Annotated in this window: 11 protein-coding genes and 1 pseudogene; 2 read left to right on the top strand and 10 right to left on the bottom strand. The window is 72.0% G+C overall.

Going from position 1 to position 13519, the window contains the following annotated elements:
• Positions 1-64: 64 nt before the first annotated feature.
• Together ACZ5XZ_RS27650 and nadC are read right to left on the bottom strand one after the other, a co-directional pair.
• Positions 65-1693 carry an AMP-binding protein gene (locus tag ACZ5XZ_RS27650; protein WP_468982724.1) on the bottom strand — a complete coding sequence of 543 codons (1629 nt, stop codon included), beginning with the start codon at positions 1691-1693 and terminating at the stop codon, positions 65-67.
• Positions 1694-1932: 239 nt separating this feature from the next.
• Positions 1933-2862, bottom strand: a complete 930-nt coding sequence (gene nadC, locus ACZ5XZ_RS27645; RefSeq protein ID WP_468982722.1) for a carboxylating nicotinate-nucleotide diphosphorylase — start codon at positions 2860-2862, stop codon at positions 1933-1935.
• Positions 2863-3248: 386 nt separating this feature from the next.
• On the opposite strand from nadC, the gene ACZ5XZ_RS27640 reads away from it, so the two are divergent.
• On the top strand, positions 3249-4319 hold the full coding sequence (locus tag ACZ5XZ_RS27640; protein WP_468982720.1) for an LLM class flavin-dependent oxidoreductase: 1071 nt from the start codon (positions 3249-3251) through the stop codon (positions 4317-4319).
• Between the two features lie 250 nt (positions 4320-4569).
• Complete coding sequence (locus ACZ5XZ_RS27635; RefSeq protein WP_468982718.1) at positions 4570-5052, top strand: flavin reductase family protein; 483 nt, start codon at positions 4570-4572, stop codon at positions 5050-5052.
• 7 nt (positions 5053-5059) lie between these two features.
• On the opposite strand, the gene ACZ5XZ_RS27630 is transcribed toward ACZ5XZ_RS27635, so the two are convergent.
• The 8 genes and pseudogenes from ACZ5XZ_RS27630 to ACZ5XZ_RS27595 all read right to left on the bottom strand — a co-directional run bounded on the left by ACZ5XZ_RS27630 (position 5060) and on the right by ACZ5XZ_RS27595 (position 12948).
• Positions 5060-6049, bottom strand: a complete 990-nt coding sequence (locus tag ACZ5XZ_RS27630) for a LysR family transcriptional regulator (protein ID WP_468982716.1) — start codon at positions 6047-6049, stop codon at positions 5060-5062.
• 101 nt (positions 6050-6150) lie between these two features.
• Positions 6151-7611, bottom strand: a complete 1461-nt coding sequence (locus tag ACZ5XZ_RS27625; RefSeq protein ID WP_468982713.1) for a nitrosuccinate lyase — start codon at positions 7609-7611, stop codon at positions 6151-6153.
• Between the two features lie 133 nt (positions 7612-7744).
• A pseudogene (locus tag ACZ5XZ_RS27620) lies at positions 7745-8059 on the bottom strand (mycothiol-dependent nitroreductase Rv2466c family protein); the annotation flags it as partial.
• A 78-nt stretch (positions 8060-8137) separates the two neighbouring features.
• Complete coding sequence (locus ACZ5XZ_RS27615) at positions 8138-9355, bottom strand: MFS transporter (RefSeq protein WP_468982712.1); 1218 nt, start codon at positions 9353-9355, stop codon at positions 8138-8140.
• An 84-nt stretch (positions 9356-9439) separates the two neighbouring features.
• Entirely contained in the window at positions 9440-10993 is a 1554-nt protein-coding gene (locus tag ACZ5XZ_RS27610) for a class I adenylate-forming enzyme family protein (RefSeq protein ID WP_468982710.1), read from the bottom strand.
• 23 nt (positions 10994-11016) lie between these two features.
• A complete protein-coding gene (locus ACZ5XZ_RS27605) occupies positions 11017-11484 on the bottom strand; it encodes an acyl-CoA thioesterase (RefSeq protein ID WP_468982708.1) in 468 nt (155 codons plus the stop codon).
• A 152-nt stretch (positions 11485-11636) separates the two neighbouring features.
• Positions 11637-12608, bottom strand: a complete 972-nt coding sequence (locus ACZ5XZ_RS27600; protein ID WP_468982707.1) for a helix-turn-helix transcriptional regulator — start codon at positions 12606-12608, stop codon at positions 11637-11639.
• A gap of 103 nt (positions 12609-12711) precedes the next feature.
• The gene (locus tag ACZ5XZ_RS27595; protein WP_468982705.1) at positions 12712-12948 is read right to left on the bottom strand and encodes a hypothetical protein; all 237 of its coding nucleotides are present in this window, start codon (positions 12946-12948) and stop codon (positions 12712-12714) included.
• Positions 12949-13519 lie beyond the last annotated feature (571 nt).

Genomic DNA, 13519 nt, shown 5'->3' with positions numbered 1-13519 from the left:
AACTGGAAGAAGAGGACGGCCGGTCGGCCAGGGGCCCGGACGAGACGGGGGCGCCGCCCACCGGTCATGCGCGGTCCGCCGCGAGAGCGGCCCGCAGCACATGGCGCTGCAGCTTTCCGGTGTCGCCGAACGGGAGCGCGGCGACGAACTCCACGAGCCGCGGGTACTTGTACGGCGCGATCTCGGACTTGACGAAATCCTTGATGTCCCGGGCGAGTTCCTGGCCCGCCTCGAAGCCGGGCGCGAGGACGACGAAGCCCTTGACGACCTGGCCGCGCTCCGGGTCGGGCACGCCGACCACCCCGCAGTCCAGGACGGCCGGGTGGCGGATCATCGCCTGCTCCACCTCGGGGGCGGCGACGTTGTAGCCGGCGGTGACGATCATGTCGTCGGCGCGGGCCTGGTAGTGGAAGTAGCCGTCGGCGTCGCGGACGTAGATGTCGCCGGTGATGTTCCAGCCGTTCTGCACCTGCGCCCGCTGCCGCTCGTCGCTGAGGTAGCGGCACCCGGTCGGCCCCTGGACGGCGAGCCGCCCCGGCACGCCGTCCGGGAGCGGGGCGCCCTCCTCGTCGACCACCCGGGCGCGGAACCCGGGCACCGGTCTGCCGGTCGCGCCGGGCCGGATGTCGTCGTCGGCGGCCGAGATGAAGACGTGCAGCATCTCCGTGGAGCCGATGCCCTCGATGATCCGTTGGCCGGTGGCCCGCTCGAAGGCGTGCCAGGTGTCCGCGGGCAGCGCCTCCCCGGCCGACACGCACCGCCGCAGCGACCGCAGATCGTAGGTCTCGATCCGCCGCAGCGCCGTGCGGTAGGCGGTGGGCGCGGTGAGCAGCACGGTCACCCCGTGTCGGCCCACCGCGCCGAACAGCTCCCCGGGGGAGGCCGCCGGCAGCAGCAGCGCCGACGCGCCGGCCCGCAGCGGGAAGACCAGCAGGCCGCCGAGGCCGAAGGTGAAGGCGAGCGGCGGGCTGCCGGCGAAGAGGTCGTCGGGCCGGGGCCGCAGGACGTGGGCCGAGAAGGTGTCGGCGATGGCGAGCACATCGCGGTGGAAGTGCATCGTCGCCTTGGGCTGCCCGCTGGTGCCCGAGGTGAAGGCGATCAGGGCCACGTCGTCCGCGGCCGTGTCCACCGCGGTGAACCCGGCGGCCCCGTGCGCCGCCCGCCGGTTCAGCTCGCAGCCGGCAGCGCCGTAGGCGACGATGCGCAGCCCCGGCAGGCCGGCGCGCCGGAGTTCGCCGGTGAAGTGCTCGTCGCACAGCGCGAGGCCGACGCGGGCCTTGGTCGCCACGGCGCGCAGCTCCTTGGCCCGCAGCAGTGCCATGGTCGTCACCACGACCCCGCCGGCCTTCAGGACGGCCAGCCAGCAAGCGGCCATCCAGGGCGAGTTGGGGCCGTGCAGCAGCACCCGGTTGCCCGGCACCAGGCCGTAGTCCTCGGCCAGCACCCGGGCGATCGTGTCGACCCGCTCCTTGAGCCGCCCGTACGACCAGACCCGGCCGGCCTCGTCACGCAGGGCGGGCGGCCCGTCGCCGAACCGGGCGATGGTGGCGTCGAGCAACTCGACGGCGCAGTTGAGCCGTTGGGGGTAGCGCAGTTCCGGCAGGTCGAAGACGAGCTCGGGCCACTCCTCGCGCGGTGGCAGGCTGTCGCGGGGGAAGGTGTCCTGGTGCGCAGAAGGTGACAGTGGTTCCATCGCTCCTCCGTCAGGGGCCCGGGACGCGGATGTCACGCCATCCGTTGTTCCGGGCTCCGCTCGCCGGGGCATCCGGTGCGAGCCCATGCTGCGCGCGTACGTCGCGCCGCTTGTGGCCCTGACACCTTCCTGCAGCCTCGGGGCGCGGCGGTGGCAGCTTGCTGCCTGGGGGCCGACGGAGCGGGAGGCGGGCGCCGGGCCGCGCCTCCCGTGATGTGGTGCGGCCGCTCGCCGCCCGGTCAGTCCCGCGCCTTCAGGTCCAGGCCGATGTCGAGGGCCGGGACGGAGTGGGTGAGGGCGCCCACCGAGAGGAAGTCGACACCGGTCCCGGCGTAGGCGCGGGCGGTGTCCAGGGTCAGGCGCCCGGAGGACTCCAGCAGGGCGCGGCCCGCGACGAGGGCGACGGCCTCCGCGGTCCGGGCGGGGGTGAAGTTGTCCAGCAGGATCAGGTCGGCTCCCGCGTCCAGCACCTCCCGCACCTGGGGCAGGGTGTCCACCTCCACCTCGATGGCCAGGCCGGGGAACTGCCGGCGCACGGCCCGGAACGCCTGGGCGACACCGCCCGCCGCGACGACGTGGTTGTCCTTGACCAGGGCCGCGTCGGACAGCGACATGCGGTGGTTGACGCCGCCGCCGCACCGCACCGCGTACTTCTCCAGCGCACGCAGGCCCGGCGTGGTCTTGCGGGTGTCGCGGACCTTCGCCTTGGTGCCTTCCAGAGCATCGGCCCAGCGGCGGGTCGCGGTGGCGATCCCGGACAGCCGGCACAGCAGGTTCAGCGCGCTGCGCTCGGCGGTGAGCAGGTCGCGGGTGCGGGTGGTGACGCTCAGCAGGACCTGGCCCGCCTCGATCCGTTCGCCGTCCTCGACGTGCCGCTCGACGGTGAACTCCTCGGTGCACACCACCGACAGCACGGCCTCCGCGACCCGGAGCCCCGCGGCCACGCCCGCCTCGCGCGCGGTGAAGTCGCCCGAGCTGACGGCGCCTTCGGCGACCGTCGCGGCCGTCGTCACGTCGACGCCGTGGTCGAGGTCCTCCTCGACGGCCCGGCGGGCGAGGTCCTCGACCCCTGAGGGGTCCAGCCCGGCCTGGGCGAGCAGCGCCGCGAGATCCGGGTCGAGCCCGCTCTCCGGCCGGCTCGGCGCACAGGGAAGGATCACAGTGCTCATGGCAGCGGCTCCGGGGGTGAGTCTGGTGGCCGGCGGCGGCATGGGGGTGTCTTGGGCACATCCGGCGCCACAGGGCGCCCCGACGCTATCAACTCACCGTTCCCAGCAGCGGAATTGGCGCAATTCCGCCGGGAGATCAGATCGGTTATCAAGCCGATAGCCCACCTTATTTGACGGCTCTGACGGCCGGTTGCCACAGTTGCGCCATCCGAACATCGACTCCGAATGCCGTCGAATGCACCGGAGGTATGTGCGGCGAGTGCCGCGGCGACGTGCGATCCCCCTTGGGCTCCCCTCAGGGCGCGCCGCGCGGGGGGTACGTCTTGGACGCCTCGTCGCCTCACCCCTTGCCCATGCTGGCGCAACCTTTTCCTCAGGAGAGTTCCGTGGACTTCGGTCTGAACTTTTTCCCGGTTTTCACTCCCGATCACAAGCCCGCGTGGCAGTTCTATCGCGAGGCCATCGCGTTGAGCCAGATCGCGGAGGAGTACGGGTTCGAGCATGTGCAGACGGTGGAGCACTACGGCACACCGTACGGCGGGTACAGCCCCGACCCGGTGACCCTGCTCTCCGCGATCGCCGCGCGCACCAAGACCATCCGGGTCGCCAGCGGCGCCGTCATCCCCGCGTTCACCCACCCGCTGCAGCTCGCGAGCAAGCTGGCGATGCTGGACAACATCTCCAACGGGCGGCTGGACGTCGGCTTCGGCCGGGCCTGGCTGCCCCAGGAGTTCGAGTGGCTGGGCGTGTCGATCGACGAGAGCCGCCGCCGCTTCAGCGAGGGCATCGAGGCCTGCCGCAGGCTGTGGAGCGAGGAGGACGTCGTCTTCGAGGGCGAGTTCCACTCCTTCGGGCCGGTGACGCTGTCGCCCCGCCCGGTGCAGCAGCCCGGCCCGCCGGTGTTCGTCGCCTCCGCGTCGAGCCCCGAGTCCTGTGCCGCCGCCGGTACGGCCGGCTACCACCTGCAGGTCGTGCCGACGATCGTCAGCCATGAGGTGGTGGTGGAGATGCTCGCCGCCTACCGCAAGGCGTGGGCGGAGGCCGGCCACGCCAAGGGCGCGGCCCGTATCCAGCTCAAGTACAACTGCTACCTGTCCGAGGACCGCGACGAGGCGCTGCGGCGGGGCGAGGAGATGGAGAACAACCACGTCGTGCTGATGTCCGAGGCGGCCGCGGGATGGCTGCGGACCAGCTCGGACCAGTACAAGGGGTACGACAAGCTCGTCGACAAGGCGCGCGAGTACGACTTCGGCAAGGCCCTGGACGCGGGCAAGATCCTGGCCGGTACACCGGACGACGTGATCGGGCAGCTGGACGCCTCCCGGGAGAGCTACGGCGACGACCTGTGCGTCAGCATCCAGGTCAACCCGGGCTACACGGACTACCGCGACGCCGAGCGGACGCTGCGGCTGTTCGCCGAGAAGGTGGCCCCGCGGTTCAAGCCCCAGGAGCGGTGACCCGGTGAGATAGCCGGCGCCGTTTCGCCTACGGCCCGCTGCTGCCGGGCGAGTTGGTTTCCTCGCCCGGCAGCGGCGGCCGCCGGCGGCGCCTTTGGGTGAACGTGCCTTTGGGCGAACGTGCCTTTTGGTGAATGTACCTTTCGGTGGACTCGTCCCGGTGCGGTCGCCCTTTTCCGCCGGCACACGAAGTGGCGCCGCATGGTTTTCCCGCCGACGAAATGCGTGGTGGAAAATGCTTGATTCCCAGATGTCCGCCGTGGCACCCGAGACGTTCCTCGACGCGATGAGCAGTCTCGCGTCCGGCGTCGCCGTGGTCACCGCCGCCGACCGCTCGGGCGCACCGTGCGGACTGCTGGTGTCCTCGCTGTGCTCCTACAGCGCCGCCCCGCCGTCGGTCATGCTCGCCGTCGACCAGCGGGCCCGCTCCTACGCCTCGCTCCTGGCCGCAGAGGAGTTCGCGGTCCACCTGCTGCACTCCGCGCAGGGCGAGACCGCCTCGGTGTTCGCGGGCCGCGGCGACCACAAGTTCGCCGGGCAGGACTGGTCGTGGGACGGACCGGTGCCCCGCCTGGAGGGCGCGCTGGTGTATCTGCGGTGCGTACGGGCCAAGGTCGTCGAGCACGGTGACCACGCCATCCTGGTCGGGAACGTCGCCGGCTGCGACGTCGGACCGGGGGAGCCGCTGGTGTACTTCCGGCGCGCCCTCGACTGGCGGCTGACCGCCCCGTGAGGTCAGGTCAGTTCCAGGTACGGCCGCAGGCGATCAGCTTGTTGTGCGCGGCGGAGACCTGCGGACGGGAGACGTCCCCTTCGCGGGTGGCCAGGTAGGTGGTGGTGATCGGCGGTATCTCGGGCTTCAGCAAAGGGACGAGGGTGCCGCGGGCGAAGTCGTCGGCGCACAGGTACGTCGGGACCACGGTGATGCCGACCGACGCCCGGACGGCGGAGAGCACCGCCCGGTGGTCGGGCACCACCACGTCGGGCGCGGTGGACCGCGGGGCGTGGAAGACCGACCACCAGTAGTGGTCGATGAGCGGCACGGACTCGGCGAAGGCGACCAGGGGGTAGGCGGACAGCACATGCGGCGCTTCGCCGGCGGTCAGGACCGGCGCCAGGTCCCGCGCCGTCTCGGGGGAGGCGACCAGGCTGCACTCCTCGTCGTACAACGGCAGTGCGGTGATCCCCTTCAGGCGGGGACGCACCCGGGCGATGACGATGTCCAGCTCTCCCGCGGCCAGTTGGGACAGCAGGGCGTCGGAGAGCGCCAGCGTGGTGTGCAGCTGCACGCTGTCCCTGAGCATGTCGGCGAGGGCCGGCAGGATCCGGTCGCTGATCAGGTCGCTGGGGGCGCCCAGCCGCAGCGGACGGGCCGGGCCGTCGGTGCCGAAGTAGCGCTGTAACACGAAGTCGAGGGCGTCGACCGCGCCCTCGGCGTCGCGGGCGAGGGACTCGGCCGCCGGTGTGGGCCGCGATCCGGTGGCGTGCCGGACGAACAGCGGCACTCCCACCCGCTCCTCGAGCATGCGGATCTGCTGGGTGACGGCGGGCTGCGAGATGTGCAGCCGGTGGGCGGCCTTGCCGAAGGAACCGGTGCGGTAGACCTCGACGAAGGTACGCAGCAGGGCGGGGTTGAGCGGCCCCGACTCCTCTTTGCACACCGCGCCCTGTGGGGTGCGCGAGGCGTGCGAGGTGCGGCGGTTCGGTCCCGAGACGCGTACGGAGGGCATGAGGGGCTCCCTGTGTTCAGCCGGGCAGATGGTGTCGTGGGGGTGGGGGGGCGAAGGACGCGGGGCGCCTCGCCGGCCGGTGCGGCAGGTCGCGTCACGCCCTACCGGGCTGGTGTCGGGCCGGTCTCCAGCGCGCCGTCCACCAGGACGGCGGCCGCACCGGTGTAGGCGGTCGGGTCGGTGAGCGCGGTGAGCTCCGCGCGGTCCAGATGGGCGGCGACCTGCGGGAACGTCGTCAAGGCCGCGGCGAGCGAACAGCCGCGTTCACCGGCCAGCCGCGAGGCGTCGGTCAGCACCCGCTTGGCCTCGGCCTTGCCGAGGTGGGGCGCGAGGACCGCCGCGAGGCGTTCGGAGACGATCCGGCTGCCGGTCAGGCCGAGGTTGTGCAGCATCCGCTCCGGCTTGGCGCGCAGGCCCTCGGCCAGTTCGACGGCGGTGTGCGTGGCACCGGCGGTCAGCCGCAGGCACTCGCGCAGCAGCTCCCATTCGGCGTGCCAGGCGCCCGCGGAGCGCTCGTCCTCCGACAGCAGACTCTGCGTCAGCCCCAGCGCCATCGGTGGGACCTGCAGGGCCGCGGACCGCAGCAGCGTGGCGAGGACCGGATTGTGCTTGTGCGGCATGGCGGAGGAGGCGCCGCGGCCCGCCACCGGCGCCTCCTCGACCTCGGCGATCTCGGTCCGGGTGAGGGTCTGCACGTCGACGGCGAGCTTGCCCAGGGCCGCCGCGGTGAACGCCAGCGCCGCGCCGAGATCCGCGAGCGGGGTGCGCAGCGCGTGCCAGGGCAGCGCCGGCCGGGCCAGACCGGTCTCCCGCGCGAAGGCCTCGGTCAGCTCACCGGCGTACGACCGGACTCCCGGGCGCGCGGCCGCCTCGGCGGTGTCGATCCGCGCGTACTCCAGGTAGCCGGCCAGGGTGCCCGCCGCACCGCCGAGCGACACCGGCAGGCCGCCGTCCTCCACGAGCCGCCGCAGGCGTTCGTCGGCGTCCAGCAGCAACTGCCGCCAGCCGGCGGCCTTCAGACCGAAGGTCGTGGGCACCGCGTGCAGCGCGAGGGTGCGGCCGGCCATCGGGGTGGCGCGGTGGTGCAGCGCGAGGCGGGCGAGCGCCGTGGCCGCGCGCCGCAGGTCCGCGCGCATCAGGCCGAGGGACCGGCGCGCCACCAGCATGCACGCGGTGTCGAGGATGTCCTGGCTGGTCGAGCCGCGGTGTACGTACTCGGCCGCCCGCGGGTCCCGGGCGGCGACCTCGCGGGTGAAGGCGGCGACCAGACCCACCACCGGATTGGCGGTCTCGCGTGCCGCGAGGGCGACGGCACGCAGGTCCAGCAGCTCCGCCCGCGCGGTGTCGGTGATCGTGGCGGCGGCGTCGGCCGGCACCACGCCGAGGCTCGCCTGGGCCCTGGCGAGCGCCGCCTCCGCATCCAGCATCGCCTGCAGCCAGGCCCGGTCGCCGACCACCCGCTCGATGGGGGTGCCGGCCCGCACCGGCGAGAGCAGCCCCGCGTCGGTCTCGCCGGGTGTCACCGCGGCGGCGCCCGCGGTGACGGATGTCGTGTCGGTCATGCGCCGCCCTCCCTGGGATCTGTGCACCGGTCGATCCCACTGTGCGTGCCGTGCGCGGTGTGATCGCCGTGGGCGGCAGCTTGTTGCCGGTTTCCGGTCAAACGCGGCAACGCGCTGTTGCACACCTCTTGCATTAGTCGTAGACCGGGTCGGCCTCCCGGGTCCGCTTGATCTCGTAGAAGCCCGGCGTCGAGGTGACCAGCAGCGTTCCGTCCCCCAGTCTGGCCGCCGCCTCGCCCTTGGGCGCCGGGGTGACCACCGGTCCGAAGAAGGCGATACGCCCGCCGTCCGCGCCCGGCACCGCGATCACCGGGGTGCCCACCTCCTGGCCCACCAGCTCGATCCCCTCCCGGTGGGAGGCGCGCAGCGCGCCGTCGAAGGCGTCGGTGTCCGCCGCGTCCCCCAAGTCGGCGGGCAGGCCCGCCTCCTCCAGCGCCGCGGCGAGCGTCGCCCGGTCGCGCGGCATTCCCCCGGGGGTGGTGCCGCTGTCGGACATGAGGTGTCCTCTCTGAAGCCGGGGGTTCGGTCAGGCCACCGCCCTGGCCCGGGTCGCGACGGTGACCGTGATGCTGAGGGCGGCGAGCAGGCTGATGATGACGGCGAAGACCACGGCCGCGGTGAGCATCGGCAGCTCCGTGACCATCACGCCGATGCCGAGCACCGGAAGGGTCAGTCCCAGGTACGCGGCGGCGAAGTAGCTGGAGACGACCTGACCCACCCGGTCGGGCGGGGCCTGGTGGGACACCAGGGCCAGGCCCGCGCGGAAGGCGAGACCGCTGCCCGCACCGCCGATCACCGACCCCGCCAGGAACAGGGCGAGGGAGGCCGCCGGCAGCGCGGCCACGAACAGCCCCAGCCCGACCGGGACCGCCACCATGCCGAGCACCGAACCCACCCGGGGCGCCAGCCGGGCGCCCAGCAGCTGGGCGAGGCCCGCGGAGCCGAACGCGCTGAAGGCGACCACGCCCACCATCAGATGGCTGGCGATGTGCAGCCCGCTGGTGAGGAACTTGCCGGCCAGCGCCGCCAGCAGCCCCAGCAGGGCGAAGGCCCCGAAGACCGCGACTGCCATGGCGGTGAACACCGACCGCATCTCCGCCGGGACCCCGAGCCGCTGTGGCCGGAAGCGCGCCCTGCCCTCCCGCCGCACGGTCTCGGGGAGCAGCAGCAGCGCGAAACCGGGCAGCAGCAGGCCGCCCAGCACCAGGTAGGAGACGGTCAGCGGCGCGGGGACGAACTCCACCAGCGCCCCGGACAGCAGCGCCCCCACGCCCAGGCCCAGCATGTTGGCGGCCGACGACGTCAGCGCCGCCCGCCCGCGGTCCTGGAGGAGTTCGCCGAGGTAGGCGGTGGCGGCGCCGTTGGCCAGGCCCACCGACAGGCCGCACAGCAGGCGCCCGGCGATGATCCCGGGAAGCGTGGGGGAGAGGGCGAAGGTCACACAGCTGCACACGGCCAGGCACAGCGCCGGAGCGATCGTCGCCCGCCGTCCGATCTGGTCGGACAGCGAGCCGAACAGCACCAGGGAGGACAGCGCGCCGACCGCGAAGGCGGCGAAGACGGCCGAGACCGTGACCGGCGACAGTTCGAGCCGCTGCGCGTACAGCGAGTACATCGGGGTGGGCACGGTCCCCCCGAGCAGCAAGGTGAACACGATGTACGTGACCGTCCAGGCCGCCGCCGTCCGCGGCCTGGGCCTGGCGTGCGCGCTGCCCACCCGGGTGCGCAGCTTGGGTGTCGGCATAGTGCTTCTTTCCTCACCTGACGTACGGAAATGGCCCGGGCGCGCCGTTGGGGGGTGGGCGGCGCGCCCGGGCGGGCGGAGGTGTCACACGCTCTGGTAGGCGTCCCGCATGGTGCGCTTGAGGGCCTTGCCGGTCATGCCGACGTGGTCGTCCGACTCCTTGACCACGAGCCGGTCGACGATCGGGAACCGCGCCTGGGACAGCGCCGCGTTGATCCGCGTGCGCAGCGCCTCCAGGTCGGTGCCGGCCGAGGACAGGTCGACGGTGAGGACCAGGTGCCGCGGCGCGTCGGCGGTGGCCGAGGTGTGCACCAGGGAGCAGTCGAAAACCTCCGGAATCTGACGCAAAATCAACTCCTCGATTTGGCAGCTGTAGATCGTGCCCCGTGGAGTGGTGATGCTGTCGGAGGTGCGGTCGACGTGGTAGAAGCGGCCCTCCTCGTCGCGGTAGGCGAGGTCACCGGTGAGCCAGTAGCCCCGCACCCGGTTCCTCTCGCTCAGCAGCGAGTTGTTCCAGTAACCCGCGGTGACGGTGGGGGACTTCAGCGCGAGCCGCCCCACCGTGCCGTGCGCCGCCGGCGTGTCCGTGTCGTCGAAGACCTGGGCGTCGATCCAGTCGAAGGGCCGCCCTATGCACCGGCCGTAGCGGTCGGTGGCCGGCGAGTGGACCTGCCGGAACATCGCGAAGCCGAACTCCGAGGAGCCGAAGTTGTCGATGAACAGGGAGCCGGGGGTCATGGTCCCGCTGCGGTCGCGGTGGTTGCCCAGCCGGACGAGCCGTCGGATGTGCCGTTCGTGGTTGGCGTCCCCGGTGGACATCCAGCGGGCGACCGACGCGAAGTCGTAGCGGTCCAGGTCGAGGCGGCACAGGTCGACGAAGACCTTCGGGAAGGCGGCGACCAGTTCGGGCCGGAACTCCTCGATGCGTTCCGCCAGGCCCTCCGGCTCGCGCCCGGTGCTCAGCAGGACCCGGCTGCCGCGGGCCACGCAGGACATCAGCACCGAGATCGCCGACGCATGGCTCTGCGGGAGCGCGGACAGCACGCGCGCTCCGAGCGCCGCGCCGATCTGCTGCCTGATGCCGAAGAAGAAGCCCAGGTGGTTGAACTGGACGGCCTTCGGTACCCCGGTGGTCCCGGAGGTGTGCGCGATCAGGACGGGGTCGTTGTCGGCGTGGGTGAACGCCCGGAAGGGTTCGGCGGCGTACGGGTCGGCGTCGTAGAAGGGGAGGTCCAGCGCCCCCTTGTCGAGCCTGCCGTCGCAGACCACCGCCACCGCGCCGACCCGGGAGATGAACGTGGCCGCGATGTCCGGCGGAAGCAGGCTGTTGAGGAAGACCGGAATGGCGCCGATCTTCGTGAGGGCGATGTAGTGGATCAGATAGCGCACGCTCTCGTCCAGAAAGAGCGCCACCGGGTCCTTGGGCCCGATGCCGTCGCGCTGGAATCCGGCGGCCACCCGGTCGGTGAGCGCGTCGAGTTCGGCGAGCGTGAACGCCCGGACGGTGTGGCCCTCGGGGTGGTGGTAGTCCTTGTCCAGCTCGATGACGCTCTTGCCGGCGATCGTGCCGGCGGCGGCCGCGGTGCGGAAGAAGTTGCCCGCTCCCATGCCCTCGGTGAGCACCAGTTCGTCTGCCATCTCTCGCTCTCGTCCTTCCCCTGTCAGGTGGTCTCCGCGTCGGCCGCCGGGACCAGCCAGTCCCGCATCGCGGTACGGATGTCGTCGGGAATCGGCACCGGCCGGTGGGAATCGAGCGACATGCACACCAGAACGGCCTTGATCCGCACGCGTACGTCGGCCGGGTCGGCGCCGGTGCACGAGAACGCGAGGTGGAACGAGCTGGTCTTGATCTGGTGCACCGCGAGGCTGAACCGCACGGTGTCCCCCAGCCGGCTCGGCGCGAGGAAGTCGCACTCCAGCCGCACGGTCGGAATGCCGAGCCGCCTCTTTTGGAAGAGCCCCGCGTAGTCGGTCCGCAGTCCGGCTTCGAACCACTCCTGCAGAATCTCGTTCATCAGCAGCAGGTACTGCGGATAGAACACGATGCCGGCCGGGTCGCAGTGGTGGAACCAGATGGTCTTGTCCCGCGCGAACATCGGCGTCGCATCGTCGGCAGCTGTGGTGTGCACGGTCCCCGATCACTTCCGTCGCGTCGTCTGCGCCCTGCCCCGCAGGGGAAACCCCTCGGGGGAACACCTCGGGGGAAGCGTAGGCCGGGCCCGCCCCGCCCCCGCCCGCAAGGCAGCAAGCTGCCATCGCGGTGGGCGGGGGCGGGGCGGGATCACCTCGGGCACCAGCGGGCCGCCCAGGGAGCCGTCGGGCCGGCGCCGCGACGGGGCCGCCGCAGTGCCAGGGATGTGGCGGCGCAGCCGAGCTGCTCGTCGGCCGGGTCGCCCTCGCCCCTGATCTCCGGGGCGGCAGCGGGGCCGAGGCCGCTCCGCCGGCTCGGGACCACCGGCACGGCCCGGCGCCCGGGCGGCGCGGCGGGACGGGGAGCGCCACCGCGGATGTCGACGTCGATGAGCCCGAGCGCCGCCGCCTTCACCCCCGCCTCGAACCGGGACTCGGCACCCAGCATCTCCATCAGGCTCGCGACATGGCGGCGGTAGGTCCGCACCGAGACGCCGAGCTGGCGGGCGGCGACCTCGTCCTTGCGCCCCGACCCGAGCAGCCGCAGTATCTGCGGGGTCTTCTCGTCCAGGATGTTCTGGTGGTAGCGGACGAACGTCTCCAGGTCGCAGGCGCTTTCCCAACTGGCGTCGAGCAGCGTCAGCAGCGGTTCGATGATGACGGGGGAGTGGACCAGGAGGCAGTTGCGGCCGTGTTCGGCCGGCCACATCAGGACGCGCCTGCGGTCGATGACCAGCATCCCGTGCAGGTCCACGGTGCTGATCCGGGTCTGCGCCCCGTGCTCCCGGCCGATCCGCTGCAGGAACTCCTGCCGCCCGTGCCCGTCGAGTTCGTCGGGGTGGCAGATCACGGACACGGCGATCGACCGCTCGCCCAGGGCGGCGATGCTGCCCCGGAAGCGATCGATGTCCTCTCGGCGGAACCCGTTCATCTGGCCGTTGACCAGCAGCACTTCCTTGCGTGCGGTCCGGAACAGGCTGTCGGCCAGCTCGAAGTACTCGACACCGGGGTGCTGGTCGGCCACTTCTCCTCTGGTGGGCGGTCCGGCGATGCTCTCGATCGTCGGACCGACGCGGCGGTCGGCGCGACGCAGTAATTCCTCGACCTGCTGTCTGCCAGTCACTGGATACCTCTCTTCAACGTGCGCAGAGCGACAGTCCGGACCGTCCGTCAGCCGGCGGACAGGGGCCCGACGGTCCTGTTCAGTTGAGCGGGAAAGCAGTGGCTCACACGGGCGCGGCGGCGGGGGTGCGGAAGCGGTTGATGGCACCCAGGTGACGCGCGCCGCCGCGACGCCCCACACCAGAAGGAAGACGCCGACTCCGGTGGCGTCGACGCCGGTGGTAGGTGAAGACGGTGAGCAGGGCCACGGTCAGCACGAACAGACCGCTGATGACGAAACCGTCGGTGCCGATGCTGAACGCACCGAGAGTCAGCGCCAACAGAAGAATGCGGTTCGGCATGGGGCTACTTCCCTTCTTCCGTTAACGGCGGCTGCGCGGGCGCGCTGGACAGCGTTGCGGCGGGCATGCTTTTCGGATCCCCTCGGGTGGTGGCGTGTGGGGGCAGAGGCGGAGTGACATGCGAGGCGGTAGGGGTGAACATGCTGCGGGGCAGTTCGGTTACCTCGCAGGGCAGCGCTTCTCGCAGGTGTCAGCAGTCGGCCGAGTTCATTTCAAGTCCCCCGTCGAGTTCCTGTGATCAGATGCGCCGGCCACCGGCGGCGCGGCCACGTGCGGAAAATGCGGCGACGGCCGAAAAGGCGGCCGCATCGGGGGTGGAAAAGAAATGTGTAACGTGCGGAAATTCGTTGAACGGAAAGCGGTTTCCGTAGTGGTGGACTGTGCCCTGCGGCCCACACGCCAGCGGGGTGTCCACCCCGTCCCGCACCCCCGTCACGCCTTCCCCCAGAACCCCGTTGCCACGGACTCGTCCGCTTGGGCCGCGCGGGCCGGCCCGAGCGCGCGGCCCGGGCCGACTCCACGTCAGCCACCCCCATCGGCCGCGCCGCCCCACAAGATCGTGCGGCTTTGC

It is taken from the genome of Streptomyces sp. NPDC033270, from assembly GCF_055576575.1.
Note: the sequence above shows the minus strand (reverse complement) of the source record. Positions and strands in the feature narration are given on the sequence as shown.

Bases quoted from the DNA above. Each gene is read 5' to 3' on its own strand.
- ACZ5XZ_RS27650 (WP_468982724.1), bottom strand. From the start codon at position 1,693: ATGGAACCACTGTCACCTTCTGCGCACCAGGACACCTTCCCCCGCGAC.
- nadC (WP_468982722.1), bottom strand. From the start codon at position 2,862: ATGAGCACTGTGATCCTTCCCTGTGCGCCGAGCCGGCCGGAGAGCGGG.
- ACZ5XZ_RS27635 (WP_468982718.1), top strand. From the start codon at position 4,570: ATGTCCGCCGTGGCACCCGAGACGTTCCTCGACGCGATGAGCAGTCTC.
- ACZ5XZ_RS27630 (WP_468982716.1), bottom strand. From the start codon at position 6,049: ATGCCCTCCGTACGCGTCTCGGGACCGAACCGCCGCACCTCGCACGCC.
- ACZ5XZ_RS27625 (WP_468982713.1), bottom strand. From the start codon at position 7,611: ATGACCGACACGACATCCGTCACCGCGGGCGCCGCCGCGGTGACACCC.
- ACZ5XZ_RS27615 (WP_468982712.1), bottom strand. From the start codon at position 9,355: ATGCCGACACCCAAGCTGCGCACCCGGGTGGGCAGCGCGCACGCCAGG.
- ACZ5XZ_RS27610 (WP_468982710.1), bottom strand. From the start codon at position 10,993: ATGGCAGACGAACTGGTGCTCACCGAGGGCATGGGAGCGGGCAACTTC.
- ACZ5XZ_RS27595 (WP_468982705.1), bottom strand. From the start codon at position 12,948: ATGCCGAACCGCATTCTTCTGTTGGCGCTGACTCTCGGTGCGTTCAGC.